We start from the raw sequence: 23,885 nt of genomic DNA on the forward strand, positions 1-23,885 counted from the left end.
GGTACTAAGCGCCATACCGCAATCGCTACATGTGGACGTATAAGGCATCTTCGACCTCGACTTCTTAAACGAAAGCACGCGCATCCTCGGTGTCTTGCCCAGGACAGTCCCTTTTTCGCCTTTCTTAAAAACTCGAGTATTCACCAGCCGTTCACCGTACCCAAGGAAAATGAAGACTTCCAGGTCCTCGACCTCGAACATACCCTCAATTCACTGGAGCCAAAGATATCAGCACTGCCTGCCAGCTTGTGTAGGTGATCGCACAGCTCAGTTAAACGTTTCAGTTGCGCGCTCGGATCGACGCATAAATTAATTGTAACGCCTTAAATGCCAGTTATGCTGGACACCCAGATTGGTATCTTCTGTGCTTCACGCAACCAACGGAGAGATCAGCATATGGAAAGCGTTGGCATCGACCAGAACACTAATATCTTGGCGGCCAGTATATTGGATTAATACCACTGTCCGGAGCTCGACAACCTAAGACTTGCCATAAGTAGTTTGTTAGATACTCGGGCCATCCCTTGTGATTCAGAACAACCGCCGCCAGGGCACTCCAGTCACGAACTGGGAGGTCTCATAGTTCAATGCACACAGCGGGCAAGCTAGAGCAACCGGCAATGCGATTAATGGCACGATTTTATGCAAACTGCTGGTGCGCACCTTTGAGTTGATTCGCTTGTGGTACCGCATCACTGACGACTCGACTCAAATAAAAAACGCAACGTCCTTAATGGACGCCGCGCAAACGCTCAACCAGTGTTCGCAGTTCCCGCCAGGCTGCGGCGGGTTGGCGTCAGAATTGCTCGGCGCGCAGGCCGTACAATGCGTCGCTGCCTGCGCGAATGCTGGCTTCCAGGGTCAGGATGCGCGGCAGCAGGCGGGCGAAGAAGAATTCGGCGGTGGCCAGCTTGGCGCTGTAAAACACTTCGTCTTCGCTGCACTTGGCCTGGGCCACGGCGGCCATGCGCGCCCACATCCAGGCGTAGGCGGTGTAGCCGAACAGGTGCAGGTACTCCATCGACGCTGCGCCGGTTTCGTGTGGGTTGCCCGCGGCACGTTCCTGCAGCCAGCTGCTGGTGCGTTCCAGGCGCTCAACGGCATCCAGCAGAGCGGCGGCATACGGCGCGTCGGGCTGCTCGGTGAAGCGGCGAATCTCCAGGGTGAACTGGCGCAGCGCGACGCGGCCATTGCCGATGATCTTGCGCCCGAGTAGGTCGAGGGCCTGAATGCCGTTGGTGCCTTCGTAGATCTGTGCGATACGCACGTCGCGCACCAGTTGCTCCTGGCCCCATTCGCGGATGTAACCGTGGCCGCCGAACACCTGTTGGCCATGGATGCAGCTGTCCAATCCCGTGTCGGTAAAGAACGCCTTGGCCACTGGCGTGAGCAAGGCCACCAGGGTTTCGGCTGTTTGGCGTTCGCTGTTGTCGTCGCTGAATTTGCTCAGGTCGAGCTGCTGGCCGACATAGCAGGCAAACGCGCGGCCGCCTTCGGTGAGGGCTTTCATGGTCAGCAGCATGCGCCGCACATCAGCGTGCACGATGATCGGGTCGGCGGCTTTGTCCTGGGCTTCTGGGCCAGTGGCGGCGCGGCTTTGCAGGCGCTCGCGGGCGTAGTCGCGGGCCGCCTGGTAGGAGGCTTCGGCGCAGCCAATGCCTTGGATACCGATAGACAGGCGTTCGTAGTTCATCATGGTGAACATCGCCGCCAGGCCTTTGTTCGGCTCGCCGATCAGGTAACCGGTGGCGCCGTCGAAGTTCATCACGCAGGTGGCCGAGGCCTTGATGCCCATCTTGTGTTCGATCGAGCCGCAGCTCAAGGCGTTGCGCGCGGCCAGGCTGCCGTCGGCATTGACCAGCACCTTGGGTACCAGAAACAGTGAGATACCGCGTGCGCCCGCCGGGGCGTCGGGCAGTTTGGCCAGCACCAGGTGGATGATGTTTTCGGTGAGGTCCTGCTCGCCGCCGGTGATAAATATCTTGCTGCCGCTGATCTGGTAGCTGCCGTCGGCTTTCGGTTCAGCCTTGGTGCGGATGATGCCCAGGTCGGTGCCGGCATGGGCTTCGGTCAGGCACATTGAGCCGGCCCAGCGGCCTTCGTACATCGGCGGCAGGTAGGTATTTTTCAGCTCTTCGCTGGCGTGCGCGTCGATGGCCAGGCACGCGCCGGAACTCAGCGCCGAATACAGAGCGAAGCTGGAGCCGGCGGCGTAGAGCATCTCTTCAAATGCCACGGCGAGCATCTTGGGCATGCCCATGCCGCCGTAGGTTGGGTTGCCAGACAGGCCGACCCAGCCGCCTTCAATGTAGGTGGCATAGGCTTCTTTGAAGCCTGCCGGGGTGCGTACATCGCCTGCAATCCATTGCGCGCCTTCTTCATCGCCGCTGCGGTTGAGCGGTGCGATCAGGCCGCCAGTCACCTTGGCGGCTTCTTCCAGAATGGCATCGGCAGTATCGGCGTCGACGGTTTCAGCCAGTACCGGCAGGCGAGCCCATAGGCTCGGGGCGTCGAACACTTCATGGAGGACGAAGCGCAGGTCGCGCAGCGGGGCGTTGTATTCAGGCATAAATACGGCTCATTATTTTCTCGCATCAGGCGAGTGGGTGGTATGGGGTGGCCTTAGCTAGTTGATTTACCAGCTCCAGCACCAATTACTGCAATGGCCTCGATTTCAAACATCAAGTCGGGTAAAGCCAACGCGTTAACCTCAACAATGCTATCCGCCGGATAAGGCGGCCGAAAAAATCGACGGCGCAGCTCCACTACTTCAGGCAAGTGGCGCATGTCAGTTAGAAACAGCGTGACCTTAACGACATCCTCCAGCCCTGATCCTCCAGCCTTGAGCACCCGCTCAAGGCTGGCAAAAGCACACTCGGCCTGCTGCCGGAAATCGCCCTGCCCGACTACGGCCCCCTCTTGATCCAAAGCAGCCTGCCCAGACACAAACAACCAGCCACCCACTGCAACCGCCTGGGAAATAGCGAAGGGTTCAAATGGATCTGGTTCGGTATACACACGCTGCATTCCTGCAATTCGAGGCTGCATAGCTTTCTCCTGCTAGACCATGAATCTGACTTAGGTTTCGTCAACACTGATAAGCCGCCTATTCCTAACGGCAAACATCGCTGACAACTACCTGCTGCGTGCTGCGCAGAGCGGACCAACATTGGGCAGTGCACTTACGTGTGCGCAAATACATTGAACTGCTTTTAGCTGTCATACAAAACGCACTAATGTTCGAGAGCAATGGAGGGATGGGATAAAAGTCAGGCGGGGCTGATGTGTAAAGCCACCTTGCCAAAATGCTTTCCTGATTGCAGATGAGCCAACGCTTTGGGCAAATCCAGCCAATCATGCACACTGTCAATCAACGGACGCATGGTGCTGGCACTGATGGCTCGGTTCATGGCTTCAAACGATTGCCTCGGGCCAACTGCAATGCCGCGCACGCGCGCATTACGCTGCAAGATCAACAACGGGTTGATCTCCCCCTGTTGACCGCCTAGGTAGCCAATCGCATTGACCTGCCCACTTGAATGCAGAGACTGCAGCGATTGCACGAAGCTGCCTGGCCCGCCTACTTCGAGTACATGGTCGACACCGTAGCCGGCGGTAATCGCCATCACCTGCTCGTGCCAGTTAGGCGTGAGCCGGTAATTGATCGATCCGGTGGCACCCAACTCGGCCAAACGCTGCAACTTGTCGTCTTGGCTAGAGGTCGCTATCACACGCGCGCCGTGCAGCAGGGCAAACTGCAAAGCAAACAGCGAAACCCCGCCCGAGCCCTGAACCAACACCCAGTCTCCGGCCTTTACTTGGCCTTCTGTCACCAGTGCCTGCCAAGCGGTAAGTGCTGCGCAGGGTAGTGTGGCAGCCTCTTCCCACGACAGATGTACCGGGCAAGCCACTACACCGCGCTCATCCAACACCACGTACTCGCTGAGCATACCGTCGAGCGGCCCACCCAACGGCAATGCACTAAGATTATCGCCCAAACGGCCAGCCTCCCAACCTTGCCAAAAGCAGCCGATTACCCGATCGCCTGGTGCAAAGCCAGTAACATCAGCGCCTACTTCAACCACCTCGCCTGCGCCGTCAGAAGCCAATATAAAGGCGTGCTGCGCTTGACCTTGGTAGGTGCCATTGGCCATTTCCAGGTCACGATAATTGAGCGCCACCGCCTTCATGTTTATCAACACTTGATGAGGGCCAGGGATCGGTCGCGGCAGCTCGATCAAACGGAGTGCATCGAGACCAAAGGGGGGGGTGGTTTGCCAGGCTTTCATGACTGAACCTCATTGTTCCGTAAGCGTTTAAGACGGCGCCAAAGCGTGGTCTGACTGATACCCAGGTATTCGGCCGCCATACTTTTGTTACCACCAAATAATTGCAGCGCCTTGACGATTTCTTCCTGCTCAACGTGATGCAAATGGCCAACGCCCTCACTTTCGTTGGGCGGCGCGTAAAGCTCTGGAATAACTCGTGGCAGGGCTTCCAGCAGCGCTTCACAGCTGCCGTAGAGTCGCTGCGAAACAATCAAACGCTCTACCACGTTTTCCAACTGTCGTACGTTGCCAGGCCAGTGGTAACGACGGAATGCAGTCCCCACGCCTTTGATCAAGGCATCGGGTTCAACGTCTAGGCCATAGCGCTGGCTTTCTCGGCGCATTAGGTAACTGACCAACAACGGAATATCTTCAACCCGCTCACGCAGGGGCGGGATATGCACGGCAAAGGTGCTGATGCGGTAGTAGAGGTCTTCGCGGAAACGACCGGCATGCACTTCTTCCATCAGATCGACGTTACAGGCCGCGACAAACTTAATATTCAACGGAATCGAGCGGCGTGCGCCCACTGGGCTGACCTCGCGCTCTTGCAGCACACGCAGTAGTTTTGCTTGCTGGGGAAGCGGCAGGGAATTGATTTCGTCCATGAAGAAGGTGCCATTGTTAGCGCTTTCTAACAGACCGGATTTACCGCCGCTTTTGGCGCTGGTAAAGGCACCGTCGGCGTAACCGAACAGCTCCGACTCAAACAGCTCTGCCGGGATAGCAGCGCAGTTAATCGCCACAAACGGCCCTTGGGCGTTCGCGCTGGAAACATGCACCTGGCGTGCGGCCAGTTCCTTACCAGTGCCTGTTTCGCCGCGAACAAGCACCGTACCAGGCGTGGCACCATAAACGATCAACTGATTTTGTACTTCGGCCATGCGGCTGGACTGGAATACCAAACGCCGACCGTCATCCTGAGGCACCGCCACCGGGCTGAGCTGAAAGCTGTAAAGAAAGCCGACCAACTCGCCCTGGAGTTCAAAAGGCTGTTTGTTCAGGCTGCACAGACGCTCGCCCAGTAGCAACCCTTCAGCATGCAGCACCTGAGCTTCGATTATTTTGTTATCAAGCAGACCATCTAACCGCCGCCGACGCGCAATGCTGGGAATAAGCGCTGCAGCCGCCGTGTTCCATGCCACCAACCGACCACTGCGGTTGGTCAATAACTGCGGTTGCTGGCTTTGCTCCAAAAGAAACTGACTGATGGCGCTCTGTTGCATATCACGTTTGTGTTGACCCGCATGGCGGATGGCCTTGCGTATCAAGTTACGGCACGACTCACGCGAATACAGCAATACCGACTGTAACCCCGCATGATCAGCTAGATCACAGGCATAGCTGGTGCCGATCACCACACCAAAGCCTTCGTTGCGCAATCTGTGGAAAATTTCTTTGGCGTGCTCCGCAGTGCTGTAGGTGTGGCGAGTCAGTTCAACACCGTCGAACAGACTCATTAATTCGACGTTAACTTCCTGTCGTTCGTAGTTCAGTAAAAGAATTTTTGATGAAATACGTCGCGCCGTGATGACGGCCTGGATTAGGTCAGCCTGCTCCACCTTGAGGGCCAGTACCGGTATCGGCAAAGTGTCTTGTAAGTAAAAGGCGTTAGCGCCAGCGCTGATAAAAATATCAACCTGCTGACGCTCAATCAAATCACGCGCGGCTTTGACCGCATCATTGAAAACGTTATCAATAATGGTGATGTGAGCTAGCGCCTCGAACTCAGGGATCAGGCTGTGTACCACTTGGCTTAATTTCGAGTTGCCGATCAGGCAGATCCGGACTCGTTCGAGCTCCGCGTTGGCGAATTCCACGGTTTATTAACCCCACTTATTTTTATTATGTTCAGGCTGGGAGCAAAGCTCAGCTACGAAACAACCAAGGCTCAGTAAGCCGACGGCTTTCTTCGTACGCGTTTATTTTCGCTGCGTATTGCAGGCTTTCTCCTACCTCATCAAGCCCCTTGAGCAGGCGCTGGCAGCGCCCATCATCAAGGTCAAAACACCATACCCCTGAACCTACCGAAAGCAACCGCTGCGCCACATCCACTTCGGCCTGTAAGCCGGGCTGGGCCTCAGCCTGCTCGAACAAGGCGTCCACTAAAGATTGCTCTATCTGCAGCGGCAATACGCCGTTGTTGAAGCAGTTATTGCGGAAGATATCCCCGAAGCTCGGAGCGATCACCACACATACGCCGAAATCGCGCAGCGCCCATACCGCATGTTCACGACTGGAGCCACAACCGAAGTTAGCTTGCGCGAGCACCACGCTGCCTTCCCGATAAACCGGCTGATTGAGAATGAACGCAGGGTTTTCACGGCGTGTAGCGATGGGCGTGTCAATTTCGCCCGGATCAAGGTACCGCTCGTCGTCAAACAAGAAATTGCTAAAGCCAGTGGACTCAAGGCTCTTCAAATACTGCTTAGGCAACAGGATATCGGTGTCGATGTTGGCACGATTTAGCGGAATAATTGTGCCCCGGTGGATAATCAGCGGCTGCATAGTCACAGGCTCCTAAGGTCGGTTAATTCACCCGCTACCGCAGCAGCGGCGGCCATGGCCGGAGATACCAAATGGGTGCGCCCACCTTTGCCCTGTCGCCCTTCAAAGTTACGGTTAGAGGTCGCGGCGCAGCGCTCGCCCGGGCTAAGTCGGTCGGCATTCATACCCAAGCACATCGAGCAACCAGGGGAGCGCCATTCAAAACCGGCATCTTTGAAGATGCGATCAAGCCCTTCTCGTTCGGCCTGCATGCGCACCAATCCGGAACCTGGCACCACTAGCGCCTGACTAATACGGTCGTGCACACGCCGGCCACGCAGCACTTCCGCAGCAGCGCGTAAATCTTCGATACGGGCATTGGTGCACGAGCCAATAAAGATACGGTCCAGCGGCAAACCTGCCAAGGCTTGGCCGGGCTGCAGGTCCATATAGGCCAGCGCACGTTCCCAGTCCTGGCGTTGCAAGGCATCACGGGCCATGCCCAGCGTCGGTAACCGGCCATTGATCGGCATGACCATTTCCGGCGAGGTACCCCAGGTCACTTGTGGCGCGATGTCTTCAGCCTGAATCACTAACTCTTGATCAAACTGCGCATCAGCATCCGAATGTAAAGTGGTACGCCAGTAGTCGACAGCAGCATCCCATTGCGCTGCATTCGGCGCTAATGGACGACCGCGCACGTACTGTTCGGTAACGCTGTCATAGCCAATCAAACCAACACGCGCGCCGGCCTCGATGCTCATGTTGCACAGCGTCATGCGCGCCTCCATCGACATCGCATCGATGGTGGGGCCACAAAACTCGAGCGCATGGCCACTGCCACCCGCGGAGCCAATCGTCCCGATGATGTAAAGGGCGACGTCTTTGGCGCTCACCCCCAGAACCAGACGACCTTCAACGCGAATGCGGAAGTTCTTCAACTTGCGGCTACGCAGCGTTTGCGTAGCCAGCACATGCTCGACTTCGCTGCTGCCAATGCCATGAGCCAGAGCCGCGAACGCGCCATGGGTAGCAGTGTGCGAGTCACCGCAGACCAAGGTCATACCTGGCAGGGTCAACCCCTGTTCGGGGCCAACCACATGAACGATACCTTGGCGGATGTCGTCGAGCGCAAACAGCGGAATATTGAACTCGCGGCTGTTGCTTTCCAGCACGGCAATCTGCTGCCGGGCGATATGGTCAGTAATACCGTTAATGCCTTGCTCACGGCTGAGGGTCGGCACGTTGTGATCAGGGGTCGCCAGGCTGGTGTCAACGCGCCAAGGCTTGCGCTGAGCCAAACGCAGATTAGAAAACGCCTGCGGCGAGGTCACTTCATGCAACAGGTGGCGGTCGATATAAAGCAATGTCGATCCATCGGGCAACTCCTCAACCCGGTGAATATCCCAGAGCTTGTCGTAGAGCGTTTGTGCTCCCACGGTGATTACCTCGGCAATTAGCTTATGATTTTGATTTTGTTAACGCCTGCCTGGTACCCAGGGCACCCAGCGGTACAATTCGTCGCCGGAAGGGTCGGCCACACGATAGCCACAGTAGCTATCCAGACGACCACCCTCTTTAGGTTGAATGATGCACAACGGTAACTGACAGGACGCTTCATCCTGCCCGGAAGCGCTCAACGCCTGACGGGCTTGCTTGAGTTCGTGACTGAGAGACGCCGTTTGCTGACCGTCGAGTTTGGCTACGTTGGCCTGAAAATGACCGACCCAGGCCTCGACGAACACGTCACAACGCTCACCACTGATTACCCGTGTGATTGGCGCCGGGTGGTTACTGGGTGCCGTCGCCGAACAACCGGCGACGGCAAGCAGCAACAACGCACTAACCCAGCAGCGCAAGGCAATCATCCAGATCACGCACATCGGCGTATTTAATCTGCAGATCTCGCAGGTTGGCACGATGCGCTTGCGCATCACGATCACCCACCGCCTGCTCCGGTACGATCACGCGAAACTCGTTTTGCAAGGCATCGAGCACCGTGGCGCGCACACACCCACTGGTGGTCAGGCCGGTGATCATCACCCCATCAGCGCCCATGCCACGCAGACGCTGCGCCAGATCGGTACCGAAAAAACCACTGGCCCAGAACTTCACCAACACCGGCTCGCCGTCCATGGGCGCTACGCGCGAGTCGATTTCAGTCAGCTCAGAGCCCGCAACCAGCACGTTCAGCGCCGGGATTTTTTCGCGAAAAACCCGTGCCTGCGAAGGCTTGTCGTAGGCTACAGTGGTGAAAATTACCGGCAAACCGCGGCTGCGAAACGCCGCTAGAAGCTTACGATTGGCCTCAACCACCCCAATGCACTCACTGGCCAGGGGGCTTTTCAGGGGGTCGGTAAACCCCACGGAGAGGTCAACCAGCACCAGCGCATAGCGCTGGGCCGGGGACAGGGTGCGAGAATCCAGAGACATAGCAGCTCCTCAGGTCCAGGACGGTGTAGTAGGTGCTGGCAAGCCGGTTTCAGCCAGACAACGGGCCTTGAGCTCTTCCAACGTACCGCCGCGGTCGAACAGCTGAATTTCACCGCGCTCGCTGGCCATTTTTTCGCGCAAGGCCAATGTTGCGTGCTGGTCCAACTCACCGTTGTTAATCACTACGCCATAACGGCGCGCACCGTCTTCGCTGACCAGACCTTTGCGAATATCGCTAAGGATATGCGCGGTATCACGCAGCAGCGGATCACCCCAACCACCACCACCCCAGGTGTCGAATAGCACCAGGTCGCCGGCTTTAACTTGAACGTTGTCGCACTTGGCCGGCAGCATTTGCCGGCTGCCATCGGCGCGGATCAGCTCTTTACGGCTGCGCTCACCCGGCGCACCACCGTTAACGCCCCATGGGTAGGTCAACCAGCGGTCATCGTGGATCGACACTTCGCCATCCACCAGCAGGCGGTAAGCCACACGCAGGCCGTTACCACCGCGATGTAAACCCGCGCCACCGGAGTCGGTGAGAGTTTCGTAGGCTTCGATACGCAGCGGAAAGTATGCTTCCACGAACTCGTTAGGCACATTAGTGAAGCCTGGCCACAGCGAGTGACCATCCGGGCCATCGCCGGCTGGTCGGCCGGGGATGCCACCGAAGCCAATCTGGAACAGCTGGAACCACTCGCCCTGCTGGTCGTAGCCTGAGTACATAAAGTGCGGTGAGTCAGAGAAGCCGGCAGCGTTCATCGCCTGCGGTGTGCCCTGGCCCAATAGACCTCCCATCATGTCGAAAATCCGCCCAAGCAAATGGGTACGGCACGACAGCGCCGCGGGGAAGTTCGGCTTGAGAATCGAGCCCTGCGGAATACGCACTTCAACCAGGTCGTAGAAACCGTCGTTGAGCAAGATTGCCGGGTCGAACAGGCTGATGGTCAACGCGCCAAAGAAGATTTTGAACATCTCCTCGTTGAGGTAAAAGTTAACCGAGGAAGGCGCCTGCGGGTCGGTGCCTTCGAAGTCGAAGATGGCCTTGTCGCCCTCACGCCACAGCGCGCAACGCAAGGTATAAGGGCCAAGACCGGCGCCGTCGTCGCAGATGTAATCTTCAAACTCTTGGCGATGCTCAGGCACCACGCGGACAATCACTTCTTTCATCGCGCGGTGAGTGCGATCAAGCATTTCTTGCTGGGCGCTGAAGAACACATCATCGCCAAAGCGTTCGGCCAGTTCGATACAGCGCTTGCTCGCCGTGCGGCATGCGGCAACGATGGCGTTGAGGTCGGAGCGGTTCCAGCGCGGCATGCGTACGTTGTGCAAAATCACGTCGAGCATGTCGCTGTTCATTTCGCCACGGCGATACAACTTCACCGGCGGAATGCGGATGCCCTCTTCCCAAATGGAGCTGGCGTTGGTCGGCAAACTGCCCGGCACCTTGCCACCCACATCAGACATGTGACCGAACATTGCGGCGTAGTTAATCACTCGGCCGTCTTTGAAAATCGGCATTAGCACCAGCCAGTCCGGCAGGTGGCTGACGGCGCCTTCGCACAGGTAAGGGTCGTTGGTGAGGAACACATCACCCTCTTCGATCTCACCCTCGTAGTTGCGCAGAAAGCCGCTGATGAACGAGCCGAACTGGCCAACGATCATCTTGCCATCGCTGGTGGCGATCATCGGGAAGGCATCGCCCTGCTCGCGGATACCCGGACTCATGGCGGTGCGAAAGAGCACAGCGTCCATTTCATTACGGGCGTTACCCAGGGCGTTTTCTACGATGTCGATGGTGATGCCATCGACGTCTAGCCGCTGGAATGGATTGCTATTTTCTTGTTTGATTCGCGCAACCATAACGCTTACTCCTGATGGCCCAGCGGGCGGATCAACAAGTTGCCGACGCGGTCTACTGCCGCTTCGTAACCTGGAAGGACGAGGGTGGTGGAGTCCATTTCCATAACAATGGCCGGGCCGGGCACAACCAAACCTGGGCTCAGCTTGCCGCGCGCATACAGCGCCGCGCGGTAGTTCTGACCGGCGTAATGCACTGAGGTCTCGCCCACTTGCGCTTCGCCAAGACTGCTACCAGCACCTTCGAAGGCACGCTCGGTAATTTCCGGGCGCGGTGCACGGGCGATGGCCCGCAGGTTGACCAGCTCATGGGCCTCGTTCAGAGCAAAGGTGAACAGCTGCTCATGCTCGGCGTCGAACGCTGCAGTGATAGCTCGCATGCCGTCTTTGGCCAACAGCTCTGGATCGATATCCAGGCTCAGCAGCAGGGCTTGGCCCTGATAACGCACATCAGCCTGCCAGGTCAGTTGCTGCACCTCGGCCGGGATGTTCTGCGAGGCCAGCGAGCTACGCACACTGTCACCCAACTGCTGCAGGATCTGCCCAACTTCTTCCACGCTCATGTCGCTGAGGCGACGTACAAGCGAACGCGAGGCTTCATCTTTAATACGGGTGGTGGCATCGCCGTAGGCGCACAACACACCTGGGCCTGGCGGAATGATCACCGGCCACGCATTCATCAAGATACCCAGGGCGTTGGCATGCAACGGACCGGCACCACCAAAACCGCACAAGGCGAAGTCGCGCGGGTCGTAACCCTGCTCCACGCTAATTAAGCGCAGCGCACCGAACATGTGTTCGTTGGCGATGCGCACGATGCCTTCAGCGGCTTCGAACAACGACACGCCCATGGCATCAGCTGTGGCTTGGACGGCAATAGTTGCCAGGTCTTTACGCACCTGGAAATCGCCACCGAGCTTCTGTTCGGCCGGCAGGTAACCGAGCACCACGTTGGCATCGGTTACGGTGGCCACGGTGCCGCCTTTGTTATAGGCCGCAGGGCCCGGCACCGCACCAGCGCTTTCTGGACCAACACGCAGGGCTTTGGTCAGCTCCGGCACCGAGGCCATGGAGCCGCCACCAGCGCCGATGGTGCGCACGTCAACCGACGGCGCACGTACCGCCACATCACCCACACGGGTTTCGCGGCGAATGCGCGCTTGGTTGTTATCGATCAAGGCCACGTCGGTGGACGTACCGCCTACGTCGAAGGTCAGTACCTTGCTGAAGCCACCACGCGAGCAGAACCAAATAGCCCCGGCTACACCACCCGCCGGGCCAGACAGCAATAGGTTAACCGGCGTGCTGGCCGCCGATTGGCTGGTGGCCAGGCCACCGTCGGAGCGCAAGATGGACAACTGCACATCCGGATGCAGACGCTTGCTCAGCTCACCCTGCAGGTGTTCCAAATAGTTAGCCACTTGTGGGCGCACATAGCTGTTCACCACGGTGGTTTCGGTGCGCTCGTATTCCTGCATCTCAGGGACGACTTCGGAAGACAGTGACACGGGGATTTCTGGCATCACTTCGCGGGCAATCTCGTGGATGGCCTGTTCGTGTGCGCCACTAGCGTAGGCGTTAATCAAGCTGATGGTAAGGGCTTCAATGCCGGCGTTTTTAAGCTTGATCAGCTCGCCACGAATCGCTTCGCGGTCCAGTTCACGCACCACGGCGCCATTGGTATCCATGCGCTCATCGGCTTCAACCGTCATCTCCAGCGGGGCCAGCAACTCGCCCTTATTGAAACTCACCCAGCCGCCCAGGCCGCCTGGCACAAATGAACGGGCAATGTGCAGCACCTGCTTGTAGCCCTTGGTGGTGACCAAGCCAACCTTGGCGCCGCGACGGGTCAGGATGGCGTTGGTGGCCACCGTGGTGCCGTGCATTACCGAACGGATTTCGGACGGATCAACGCCCGACGTATGACAGATTTTCTCAATGCCATTGAGTACGGCAATCGAGGGGTTGTGCGGGGTGGAAGGCACCTTGGCGGTATAGCTGTCACCCGTCACGTCGTTAATCAGGAGCAGGTCGGTAAACGTACCGCCCACATCAGCACCTAAACGAAAACTCATGTTGCCTCCAAGCACTTTCTTAGTGTTGTTGTGCATCTGGGCCGGGGTGCGAGCACCCCGGTTTATTCAGCCTAGCGCGCGGCTTTTTCGAGTTCGCGCAGGTTTACATCATCTGCCGTAATACCGGCGGTATTCAGACGTGGCCCTCCTAGAACAAACACCGTGCCATGACGGCGCTGGTAGTCGATGGTGAAGCCCGCCGCTGAAACGATCCCGACATCACCATCTTCGGTCTTAATGCTTTTAAGGTTGTAGTTCATCCACTTCCAGAACTGGCCTTTGCGGTCATAGGCTTCAGCCTGATAGAAGCGCGGGAACTGGGTGTCCATGTACATGACCTTCTTGCTGTACGGGTGTTCAGGTGGCGTGGTGGCCTCGATCACCCAGACTTCACGAGGTTCCCAATTGGCTTTGGGGTTCCAGTGCGGTGCGTTGTCTAAGTCGATAACCGGAAACTCAGCATTGCCGGTAGCCTTTTGGTTCCAGGTTTCGCCTTCGGTGTTAGCCACAGCGAGTACCCAGCGCTTACCCAGCAGTTTGTAGTTCGGGTACCAGGTTGGGTGGGCGTTGAAGATTTCGATGTCATCACTGAGCTGGTCAGTACCACCAATCGGGTCCATCCAGGTGCCGCCAGACAGACGACGAGTACGCCGTACCGACTTCACGTAAGCCCAAGAGTCTTCCAATTTTGGCGAGTCGTAACGCAGGGTAAACAGTCCCAGACCACGGATATCGTTGGGAAAGTTTGCGTACAACAGGGTTTTGGTGAGGATAGTGCCATCGCCTTCGACGGCTTTATCGGTGCCCAAACGGCCCTTCATGTAATAACGCTTAAACGCCCACTCCTGACGACGCTCCAGACCGACTTTATCGTTGAGGAACAGGTAGCCAAACTGTGGATAGTCCTGCAGGTTTTTGGTCGGCTGAGCGTAGTGGTGGTTCCACATCAGCTTTTCAGCAGCGTCTGGATCGTCCTGGCTGACGTTAGGAAACGGAATACCTGCAATCCAACCCTCAACCTGACGGGTGTCATGGTTGTATACCGCTTTGCCTTCGTTGGCTTTAGTTGCGGCCATGTAATCACGGCCTAACACGATCGGCGTAGAGGCTTTAAGGATGATGGCCAGGCCTTCGTCCTTGATCAGGATCTGCATGCGGTCTGTCAGCAAATCCTTGATGGTGTGACCTTCAAAGGTATCGCCCATTTGCTGAGACAGACTTTTGGCATCGATCCGCGTACCCGGCTTCAACTCTGCGGCCTGGGCCGCCAGCGTGACCGACAAGGTCAGGGCCAGTGATGTGACAAGGTGATTTTTGAGGAATGTCATTATTTTTATCTCCTGCATCAGAACTGGTAGGTCGTACGGATAGCAAGCTGATCGTTGCCGTCGAAGTAACCAAACAGGTTGGTGTTGTTGAAACCGGTAAGAGCCCGCTTCTGCCGCTCATCGTTGAAGAACAAGTCAGCTTCAACCCGCACGCGCCAATTGTTACCATAGGCAAACTCAACGCTTGGCACTACGAAGCTGCCGCCGTAGGTCAGGTCGGTACCGAGTGCCAAGCTCGGATTGATACGATCGTTGTCGTAGTTGGTTGCCAGGATGGCGGTGGCGATGGTTGAAAACTCTTTGGTGCGGCCACTAAAGCCTGCGCTGTTGACCACCTCATCGTCACGCTCGTAGTTGGTGATCCAGGTGTTAAACAACTGCGCCGAGAAGAACGATGGGCGACTGGTGCCCAGGTAGTTCTGCAGGGCAAGTTGTTTGTCCAAGCGGACCATGGACTTCAACACGTCTTTTTCGATAATCCCGCAGAAGCCTGGGAAGAACGAACAGCCACCCTCCTCACCTGACTTAACCCCGATGTTGTAGGTCGAATCCGGAATGTAGGAAATCTCGGTGGAGAACACCGCATCCAACGACGAGACGTAACGATTGGCCGTCACGCCGAACACATCAACAAACGGGAAGATCAGCTCGCCTACGGTAGAGCTCGGATCCGAGCGGTACTGGCCTTTGTAAGGACCGACGTACGTGCGCCCGGTTACCGAGTCACCGACACCCAAGGGGTTGTTCGGGTTGGAGTTAATAACGGGGTTAAGCGACGGACCATGGAACCAGCCCAACGAGTACTCCCACTCCCCTTGCATGCCTTTCCAGCGCAAACCGTACGACGCGTCATCCATGTCAGCTGACTTATGGTCGTAGTTATAAGGTACATCTGCGCCGAAGGGCGCCGATTCAAAGGTAATACCTTTGTTCGGGTTATTTGCCCAACGACCGCCATCCAAGTCATAGCTGTTGCCGCGATCGCTTGCGCGGTTCATTGCGCCAGGGATGAACAACATTTGCATAGTGCCATCGACACTGTCGAAGCGCTCCATGACGTTGACCATCCACAGCGGCTTACGCACATCTTCGTTTTCCGGCTCCAGGAACGAACGAATGCGCATGTCGTAGCCATGCACCACATCCATTGACTGGAAGAAGTCGGTCTCACCCCAGACCACTTGCTGCTTGCCCAGTTTCAGCGTGGTGGTTGGAGTCACCTCGGTCTGCCACCACAACTCGCGAATTTCTTCGGTGTTGTAGACGTCATCCATCAGGTTGACCGACGATTTGCTGCGATTACTGAAGAGGTCCGACGCAGCGTTACCATCCATCGACTCTTGCAAGTCTTTCAGATAGTTGGTTTCAACCTCGCGAGCTACGCGCCCAGAGATATTGAACTGCGAAGTTCCAAAATTCTTGAACAGGTTAAGTTTAAGAGTGGTACGCGCCATCGACAGGCCGTAGCGATAGTTGCCCTTGCGTTTGGCACCAACCAGCCCATTAGGGTCATTGGTATCCATCACGTAAGGGTTTTCCAGGTTCCATGACAAGTGCTCGCGAACATAACCGCTTGCCTCCCAATCAGAAAAAAAATCCTCATCTGCTTGGGCATTCGCTTGCATGCCTAGACCCGCCAGCATGACGGCGCAAGCGAGCGGCGTTTTCCCAGACCACACGCTTCTATTATTATTTTTTGCGCTCATTTTTTTAGTTCCTGATGTGTTCAGGTTGGTGGTTACACCCACAACTCTGGGCATCTTTCGTTGGGCGGTGTTCAAAGATAAATTTCGGCTTGAACACCAGCACAAGCGAAGGCATGACGAAGAGTGAGGTCAGTGCCGAGACCATCAGCCAGAGGCCAATCAGCATGCCCATCTCCGCTTGAAAACGAAGGGAAGAGAACGACCAGAGCAGCACCCCAGCAGCCAGGGTGAAGGCCGTTAGCAGTACGCCACGTCCGGCGGAATCGAGCGATTGCAGCACCGCATCAATAGGCTCGGCAGCGGGGTACTTCTCCAGGTATTCCTTCATCGAATCGACGATGTAGAAGGCATAATCCACCCCCAAGCCGATCCCTAGCGCCACCACCGGCAAGGTGCTGATGCTCATACCGATGTCGTGCCAAGCCATAAAGGCAAAGGTCACCACGTTGGAGATCACCACCGGGATGATGAAAAATACCCCACTGACTGAAGAGCGGTACACCACCAAGCAGCACAGAATCACCACCAGTAACGCCAGCGCCGTGGCTTCGATCTGATCACCGAGCAGGATCTCGTTGACCGCCGCGATGATGCCGAGTACGCCACCTACCAGCTTCACGTCCGCGCTTTGCAGCGGGTTATCGCGAATGAACTCGTTGGCGTAATGGGTGGCCTTGCGCAGCGTGTCACCCTTGTGATCGCGGAAGAACAGCGTTACCGCAGCATTACGGAACAGCACATCGGAGAACTGAGTCAGGTCATCCGGGTCAGCGCCCTGCATGTAGAAGCTGATCAGCTCACCGTTCTCCATGCGGCTGGCACCCAGCTCGCCGTAGCGAGGATTGCCTTCATAGAGGTTGCGGCGAATGTCGATAACGATGTCGGCCAGCGACACGGTGCCGCCGACTTCTGGCTGGCGTTCCATGTAGCGCGAGAAGCGCAGCATCCAGTCGAGCACCTCAGGCGTTTTCATCGCATCCAGCTCTTTACCTTCGAGCACAACAAACATTTGCTCGGAGCCGGGATACAGGCGGTTGATCAGTTCGCTGTCGAGGTTAAAAGACGAGTCTTGCCAGAGGATTGGCGAACCATCACTGGCATCACCGACGTTGATCTTGGTGGCCTCGAACATAAAGCCGCACATCAGCACCAAGGTGATCGGTGCGACCCAGTAGCGCGCACGACTAAGTACCAACGACTTCGCGCCATTGAGGAAGAACTGCATGAAACCGTCGAGGTTAACCGGATGCACATAGCCTTCGGGGCGTTTCACGTAGGACAGCAACGCAGGCGTCAGCAGGACCGCCGACACAGCAATGGTCATCACCCAGATTGCACCAATGATTGCCACTTTGTGCATTAGCGGAATCGGCGTGAGAATGACACATAGAATCGCCCCAGCGTCGGCGTACAGCCCCAGCATGCTCGGACGGAACAGCTCACGCATGGTTTGCTCAGCGGCCTTGCTCGGCTCGATGGACTCACCCACCGCCAAGTCATCGAAGCGAGTTATCAACTGCACCGAGTGAGAAAACGCTCGGGCGGTGATGATGAACGCCACCACAATCACCAGCGGATCGAAGTTGTAGCCCAGCAAGCTACCTAACCCCAGCGCCCAGATAGCCGAAACACTGCCTGCAATCAGCGGCAACAACGTACCGCGCCAAGTGCGAGTGAACACGAACAGCAGAATCAACATGGCGACCAGCGACAACAGGGCAATACCCACGGTTTCACCGAGGTAATGCGCCACCCAGCCATACAGAATCGGCTCGCCCACCAGGTGCAGGCTCACGACATCTTTAACCGGCGAGGCTTCGAGGATGGCCTCGATCTGCGGGAAGATCTTCGCGTAGTCCACCAGGTGGTCGTAGAAGTCGACCTGGATCAGCGCTGAGCCTAACTCACGGTCAACGTACAGGCCGTAAACCAGCGGGTTATTCAGCACAGCCTTACGCAACTCCAGCATTTCTTGCGGGTTTTGCGGCAGGTTCGGCCACATCAACGGACGGGTTTCAATGCCTTCACTGGAGGCGTTAATCCGCTTGAGCTTCTTCGATGCCAGCGAGGTGATCTGCATCGGGTTAACACCTTCGACCTGTTGCAGGTCGTAGGTGATCCGGCGCACTTCACCAAGCACGTCATCACGGAAAATGTCGCCCTCTTTAGCCTTGACCAAAATGGTCACGCGATTACTGGCGGCAAAGCTGTCTTGGTATTTCTGATGCACCTTCACATACGGATGGTCATGGGGAACCATGTCACTGAAGCGGGTGCGGATATCCAGATTGGTCAGACTGATAGCAAAGCCCAGGGTGATCAGGCCAACCACCATGCACACCAGCAAGCGATTACGGATCGCCCACAGTGAAAGGCGCGCAACAAAATTCTTTGCGACATTCATTGTTGTTGCTCCCGAGGCCAGATTTGCAGGTCGTCCTGGCGCAGCAAGCCGAGTTGATGGCCGATCAGCACCACACCATCAGCGGTGTCGAGCAGACGGCTGTGATAGCTCTTGTCGAGCCCTTGCGGAGCCCAACTACGCCAAGTACCCGTGGGGTCTTGGGTATGGAACAAGGCGCCACGGTCGCCTGTGGTGATCCACTGGCCGTTGTGCACGCTGATGTCGAACAAATGCTCACGGGTGAATGAGGGCAACGTTTTCCAGCTGTCGCCGCCGTCCTGAGTGATAAAGGCTTGGCCTTGGTTGCCCACAGCGACGCCAGTGCGCCCGTCGAACACCAAGGCGCGCAGGCTTTCACTGCCCAACTCTTGGGTGGTCCAGGTGCGCCCGTCATCACGGCTGCGCAGCAGGCGACCGAACTCCGCTGTGATCCACAGGTCGCCGTCAACGCCAGCACGGATACTGTTGAAGTTCACATCGTCGCCAGAGCCCATGGCTTGCCACTTAGCCGCGTCGGCATCGCTACGAAACAGCGCGCCCATTTCACCCACAGCCCAGAAGTAGCCATTGATAAAGCTCACGCTGCTCAGCTTGCCCGCCAAGTCCGAGACCAACAGCTGCTGACTCTGCCAAGGCTCAGCATCTTGCCGTGTCCACACACGACCTTCGTTGCCTACCACCACCTGCCGGCCCTTATCAGAGACGGCAATCGATTGCAGGTTGCGGCGGCCGGGTAATTCTTCACGCAGCCAATGGCCGCCGGCATCCTTACTGGAGAGCAAGGCACCGTTTTGGCCAACAATCCACAGGCGCTCGCCGAGTGCCGCGCCATCAAAGAAGGCATCGCGGTGCTCAAGCAACGGTTGATCCAGCGGTACCGGATTAACCGAGGGCTTGATAAATACAGCGGCAAACGCCAGGCCGCCGATCACAATCCACGGCGCCAGACGAAAGACCCATTCCAGCAGGCGGCTAAACATGGACGGCCTCCTGCGGCTTGCTGGCTTGGCGCTGCAACCAGCGGAACGCATGCCCGCCCAACGGCACACCGGCCAAGGCCTGTATCCGCTGCACGGTAACCACCAGCGCCAGTGGCTCAATGCCGCTGCGCAGGCCCATGCTGTGGAGCATCAGGACTAAATCTTCGGTGGCCAGATTACCGGTCGCACCCGGCGAGAACGGGCAACCACCCAAGCCGCCGATGGAGCTGTCGAACTCGCGCACCCCCAGCTCTAACGCGGCCAGCACGTTGGCCAACGCCATGCCGCGGGTGTCATGGAAATGGCAAGAGAGCATGCTCGCGGAATCCAGTCCGATCAGGCTGCCGAGCACATCGCGCACACTTTTTGGGTTAGCCGCACCAATGGTATCGGCGACGATCACCTTGCGCGCACCGGCTTCCAGCATGCGTAGGGTCAAGGACTCAACAACCCGCGCTGGGGTTAGCCCTTCAAAGGGACATTCGAACGCCACGGCCACATAGGCACGACCTTCGATGCCATCTTCACGCGCTCGTTGCAGCAACTCGGCGCACACCGCAGTGGACTGCTCAAGACTCATATTGATGTTGCGCTGATTCATGGTTTCGGTGGCCGAGAGCACCACCGCAATCGATTTTGCCCCGGCCGCCAGGGCCAGTTCGTAACCGCGCATGTTCGGCACCAGTGCCGAGTAAGCCACCACCTCAGTCATCGGTAACTGACCGAACAGCTCGCCAGTGCCGGCCATTTGCGGCACGGCTTTGGGCGAGACGAAACTGCCCACTTCAATGCTGCGAATACCACTGGCCAGCAGGGCATTGATCATCAACAAGCGTTCTTCAATGCTGAGGATTTTGCCTTGGCTTTGCAGCCCGTCACGCGGGCCTACTTCATTAACGGTGACAAAGTCGTTCATGGCTCACCCCACAATCCGTTGATTCTTCAGCTCGGCAATGCGCCCTGGGCCGTAACCCAGCACACGCTTAAGTACGGCTTCGGTGTGCTCACCCAACAGAGGTGGCGCACTGAAGCTCTCTTCGCTGTCTGCGGAAAGTTTGATCGGGTTGCCGGGTGCCTCAATCGAGCCACCTTCGGGATGAGGGATATCCACGACCATTTTGCGGTGACGCACTTGCGGGTCCGACAGTGCATCGCTGAAGCGGTTGACCGGGGCACATGGCACCCGCATCGAAGACAACTGCTCAACCCAATACGCGGTGTTGTTCGTGGCGAACAACTCACTCAGGATGTCGTCAATCAGCTTCTTGTCAGCCAAACGACCCGGTTGGGTTTTGTATTTAGGGTCTTTCAGTGCCTCGACATCGAACAAGCTAATCAGGTTGTCCCAGAAGCTGTCGAAGATCACCGCCACGATGATGAAACCGTCAGAGGTGCGGTAGGTGTTGTACGGTACATGCACAAAGTGGCTGTTGCCCAGCGGCTCAGGATTTACGCCGCTGAGGAAATACATGGTGGCCATGTAATTAAGCATGCTGATCTGGCAGTCGAGCATGCTGATGTCGACGTGTTGACCATGCCCTTTGCTGTGGCGTGCTTGCAGCGCGGCAAGGATCCCCATCACAGCGAACATGCCGCCACCCAAATCCCCAATCGGGATGCCGGCGCGGGTCGGGGTATCAGCGTTATCGCCGGTGATGGACATACCCCCACCAATGCCCTGCACCACCTGATCAAATGCTGGGCGCATATAGTTGGGGCCGTCCTGGCCGAAGCCGGACACCGAACAGGTAATGATCTTGGGATTGATTAGTTTGAGATGGGGGTAGTCGATTTTCAGCTTCTGCGGAACGCCCGCACTGAAGTTATCCAGCACCACATCGGCTTTGCGAACCAGGTCGTGGAAAACAGCGAGACCTTGCTCGGTTTTCAGGTCGATGCAGACGCTTTGCTTATTGCGGTTAAGGGTAAGAAAATAAGCCCCCATGCCCTTGAACGAATGCCGAGGATCCTTGGCTAACAAGGCTCGGGTCCCTTCGCCAGTCAATGGCTCAACCTTGATTGTTTCCGCGCCAAGATCAGCCAGGATCATTCCGGCGTAAGGTCCGGACAGCATATGGGTCAGATCGAGGATGCGAATCCCCTCTAGAGGTTTGCTCATGATCACTCTCTTGTACTTATTAGAATTACCCGCACAAGAGAGATAGCAAGGGCCTTGCCAACTCTTTAAAAAAAATACAAGTGATTGATTTATATGATTTTATCTAATATTAGTGACGTAACTAAGCGCCCTATAAAAAGTATTTAATTGCAACCTGAAAAAACTATTCCATTCTGCACAAATGGCAGTTCAGCGTTATGCCGCTCTTGGCATGGCATAAGTCGGATCAAACACGTCGCTGCGTGCGCCTAGCGTCAAATCGTCGCGCGTCACCGCCCGCGTTTTATTGCCCTGCACAACGAGGTGTGCAGGATCGAGTAGGAGGCGGATTTACATCCGCCGTCCTCTCACACCACCGTACGTACGGTTCCGTATACGGCGGTTCAGGTTACACGGCTAAGCCGGTTTATCGTATCCAGTATCGAGACCAAACCGAGTCGATCCCACAGCTTCTTCGGCAACGCCTGATTCATATGTGACGCTCCCGAGTTCCACCAAGGGCCCTGCCCATTGGACGCCGATCTACGAGCGCGTCCTTCGTCGATCCCCAGACGCATCAGGTTACGCGCCCTGGTTGAGGGCTGCTTCCATTGGCGCCAGAGCATGCAGCGAAGTGTGTGGCGCACCCAGCCGTCCAGCTCCTCAAGGGGGCGCTTGCTCTGACTGAGCTTGAAGTAGCCAGCCCAACCGCGCAGTACAGGGTTTAGTTGCTCGATGACATCCGACAACTTTCGACCCCGCGCTCCACGCAGCAGATCTCTGAGTCGGTCGCGTAAGCGACTCAGGCTCATCGTCGCCACTCTTAACCTCGGCTGGCGATGCAAGCTCATCCCATAGCCCAAGTAATCACAGACCCAAGGCCGTGCCACGCGGCTCTTTTCCCGGTTCAACGTCAGTTTCAGGCGCCGGCTCAGGAAACGTTTAACACCAGCCATCACCCGTTCGCCAGCGCGACGACTGCGCACATAGATGTTCGCATCATCGGCATAACGCACGAAGCGATGCCCCCGCCGTTCCAGCTCGCGGTCGAGTTCGTTGAGCAGGATGTTCGACAGCAACGGCGAGAGGGGGCCGCCTTGCGGCGTCCCTTCCTGCCGTCGGCTGACGAGTCCACCTGACATCGTTCCCGCTTCGAGATAGCGACGGATCAGCGTGAGCACCCGCTTGTCTTCGATTTGACGCTCGATGTACGCCATCAATACATCGTGGTTGACCCGATCAAAGAACATCTCCAGATCAAGTTCCACGCACCAGCGATGACCCGCTGCCACGTGGGCACGGGCTGTTTCGATGGCTTGGTGAGCGCTTCTGCCCGGACGAAAACCGTAGCTGTAATCCGAGAACAGTGGGTCGAAGATCGGCGTGAGCTGTTGCAGCAGAGCCTGCTGGATCAGGCGATCCACGACGCAGGGAATACCCAGTTGCCGTGTTCCGCCTTTGGGTTTGGGGATGTCGACGGCGCGTACACCTTGCGGGTGATACTCGCCGGCCAGCAACCGAGTCTTGAGGATCGGCCAATACTGTTTCACGTAATCCGCCAACTCGTCGACCGTCATGCCATCGGCACCCGGTGCGCCCTTGTTGCTGACCACGCGTTGATACGCACGCTTGAGGTTGGCGGGTGCAAGCACCCGCTCCATCAGCGTGTCCGGCTCCGCGTTCGTCCACGTCACAGACGCCGCTGATACCTGTGCGCTGCCAGCCGTCATCCTCGGATTCTGTCCGGGACTCGGAGTAACAGTCTTCTCTGGGAGAAATTTCTGCATTTCGGTATTCAACGAGACTCTGACGCCTACTGGCGGCATAACCTGTTCGGCCCTTGGTGACGCGGTTAACCGCCACTTACTACGGCTTCGGCTGACTTCTGCGCGCTCATTCCGTCGTCTCACGACGCTCGGTAGCACACCGGCAAGCGCACAGATCTCCCAGGGTAATTCGCGCGACCTTCCTGCTTATGCCTGTCGGATCTACGTCGTAGCGTTCCGTGCAAGTATTGGGCTTTGGCAATTTTGGCTACCTTACCCCGCTGCACCGCCTCATCCGCTTCCTGTTCGTCAGGCCAGCATTTTGCCTCGGGCTTCCTTCAGATTCGCGGTCACCCGCGACACCCTTGCCTCTGGCTAACACTTCCCCTTGCCGGGTGTGTAGAGGACTTTCACCTCCAA

The 23,885-nt window shown here is 57.1% G+C and carries 17 protein-coding genes; all 17 read right to left on the reverse strand.

Going from position 1 to position 23,885, the window contains the following annotated elements:
* Window positions 1–796: 796 nt before the first annotated feature.
* The 17 genes from L9059_RS02175 to ltrA all read right to left on the reverse strand — a co-directional run bounded on the left by L9059_RS02175 (window position 797) and on the right by ltrA (window position 23,525).
* Window positions 797–2,569, reverse strand: coding sequence for an acyl-CoA dehydrogenase C-terminal domain-containing protein (locus L9059_RS02175; protein ID WP_247286772.1), 1,773 nt, complete (start codon window positions 2,567–2,569; stop codon window positions 797–799).
* A 53-nt stretch (window positions 2,570–2,622) separates the two neighbouring features.
* A complete protein-coding gene (locus tag L9059_RS02180) occupies window positions 2,623–3,048 on the reverse strand; it encodes a RidA family protein (protein ID WP_247286773.1) in 426 nt (141 codons plus the stop codon).
* A 221-nt stretch (window positions 3,049–3,269) separates the two neighbouring features.
* Window positions 3,270–4,289, reverse strand: coding sequence for a zinc-dependent alcohol dehydrogenase family protein (locus tag L9059_RS02185; protein ID WP_247286774.1), 1,020 nt, complete (start codon window positions 4,287–4,289; stop codon window positions 3,270–3,272).
* Window positions 4,286–6,148, reverse strand: a complete 1,863-nt coding sequence (locus tag L9059_RS02190) for a sigma 54-interacting transcriptional regulator (RefSeq protein ID WP_247286775.1) — start codon at window positions 6,146–6,148, stop codon at window positions 4,286–4,288. The genes L9059_RS02185 and L9059_RS02190 overlap by 4 nt, the downstream gene beginning before the upstream one ends.
* 49 nt (window positions 6,149–6,197) lie before the next feature.
* The gene (gene leuD, locus L9059_RS02195) at window positions 6,198–6,836 is read right to left on the reverse strand and encodes a 3-isopropylmalate dehydratase small subunit (protein ID WP_247286776.1); all 639 of its coding nucleotides are present in this window, start codon (window positions 6,834–6,836) and stop codon (window positions 6,198–6,200) included.
* A 2-nt stretch (window positions 6,837–6,838) separates the two neighbouring features.
* Window positions 6,839–8,254 carry a 3-isopropylmalate dehydratase large subunit gene (gene leuC, locus L9059_RS02200; RefSeq protein ID WP_247286777.1) on the reverse strand — a complete coding sequence of 472 codons (1,416 nt, stop codon included), beginning with the start codon at window positions 8,252–8,254 and terminating at the stop codon, window positions 6,839–6,841.
* 39 nt (window positions 8,255–8,293) lie between these two features.
* Window positions 8,294–8,674 (reverse strand): hypothetical protein, encoded by a 381-nt coding sequence (locus L9059_RS02205; RefSeq protein ID WP_247286785.1) that lies wholly within the window; start codon window positions 8,672–8,674, stop codon window positions 8,294–8,296.
* Window positions 8,658–9,248, reverse strand: coding sequence for an isochorismatase family protein (locus L9059_RS02210; RefSeq protein ID WP_247286787.1), 591 nt, complete (start codon window positions 9,246–9,248; stop codon window positions 8,658–8,660). The genes L9059_RS02205 and L9059_RS02210 overlap by 17 nt, the downstream gene beginning before the upstream one ends.
* Before the next feature lie 9 nt (window positions 9,249–9,257).
* Window positions 9,258–11,111 carry a hydantoinase B/oxoprolinase family protein gene (locus tag L9059_RS02215; RefSeq protein ID WP_247286789.1) on the reverse strand — a complete coding sequence of 618 codons (1,854 nt, stop codon included), beginning with the start codon at window positions 11,109–11,111 and terminating at the stop codon, window positions 9,258–9,260.
* 5 nt (window positions 11,112–11,116) lie between these two features.
* Window positions 11,117–13,183: a hydantoinase/oxoprolinase family protein gene (locus tag L9059_RS02220; protein ID WP_247286792.1), complete on the reverse strand. Its 2,067-nt coding sequence runs from the start codon at window positions 13,181–13,183 to the stop codon at window positions 11,117–11,119.
* A gap of 71 nt (window positions 13,184–13,254) precedes the next feature.
* Window positions 13,255–14,511: a DUF1329 domain-containing protein gene (locus tag L9059_RS02225; RefSeq protein ID WP_247286794.1), complete on the reverse strand. Its 1,257-nt coding sequence runs from the start codon at window positions 14,509–14,511 to the stop codon at window positions 13,255–13,257.
* Window positions 14,512–14,528: 17 nt separating this feature from the next.
* On the reverse strand, window positions 14,529–16,271 hold the full coding sequence (locus L9059_RS02230) for a DUF1302 family protein (protein ID WP_345894246.1): 1,743 nt from the start codon (window positions 16,269–16,271) through the stop codon (window positions 14,529–14,531).
* A complete protein-coding gene (locus tag L9059_RS02235; protein WP_247286797.1) occupies window positions 16,222–18,621 on the reverse strand; it encodes an efflux RND transporter permease subunit in 2,400 nt (799 codons plus the stop codon). The genes L9059_RS02230 and L9059_RS02235 overlap by 50 nt, the downstream gene beginning before the upstream one ends.
* Window positions 18,618–19,601 (reverse strand): beta propeller repeat protein, encoded by a 984-nt coding sequence (locus L9059_RS02240; RefSeq protein WP_247286799.1) that lies wholly within the window; start codon window positions 19,599–19,601, stop codon window positions 18,618–18,620. Before L9059_RS02240 ends, L9059_RS02235 begins: the two co-directional genes overlap by 4 nt.
* A complete protein-coding gene (locus L9059_RS02245; RefSeq protein ID WP_247286800.1) occupies window positions 19,594–20,517 on the reverse strand; it encodes a hydroxymethylglutaryl-CoA lyase in 924 nt (307 codons plus the stop codon). The genes L9059_RS02240 and L9059_RS02245 overlap by 8 nt, the downstream gene beginning before the upstream one ends.
* 3 nt (window positions 20,518–20,520) lie before the next feature.
* Window positions 20,521–21,720 carry a CaiB/BaiF CoA transferase family protein gene (locus tag L9059_RS02250; RefSeq protein WP_247286802.1) on the reverse strand — a complete coding sequence of 400 codons (1,200 nt, stop codon included), beginning with the start codon at window positions 21,718–21,720 and terminating at the stop codon, window positions 20,521–20,523.
* 383 nt (window positions 21,721–22,103) lie between these two features.
* The gene (ltrA, locus tag L9059_RS02255) at window positions 22,104–23,525 is read right to left on the reverse strand and encodes a group II intron reverse transcriptase/maturase (RefSeq protein ID WP_247286804.1); all 1,422 of its coding nucleotides are present in this window, start codon (window positions 23,523–23,525) and stop codon (window positions 22,104–22,106) included.
* Window positions 23,526–23,885: the final 360 nt, after the last annotated feature.

The sequence above is a fragment of the Pseudomonas violetae genome, assembly GCF_023072615.1.
In the GTDB taxonomy this organism is placed as follows: domain Bacteria; phylum Pseudomonadota; class Gammaproteobacteria; order Pseudomonadales; family Pseudomonadaceae; genus Aquipseudomonas; species Aquipseudomonas violetae.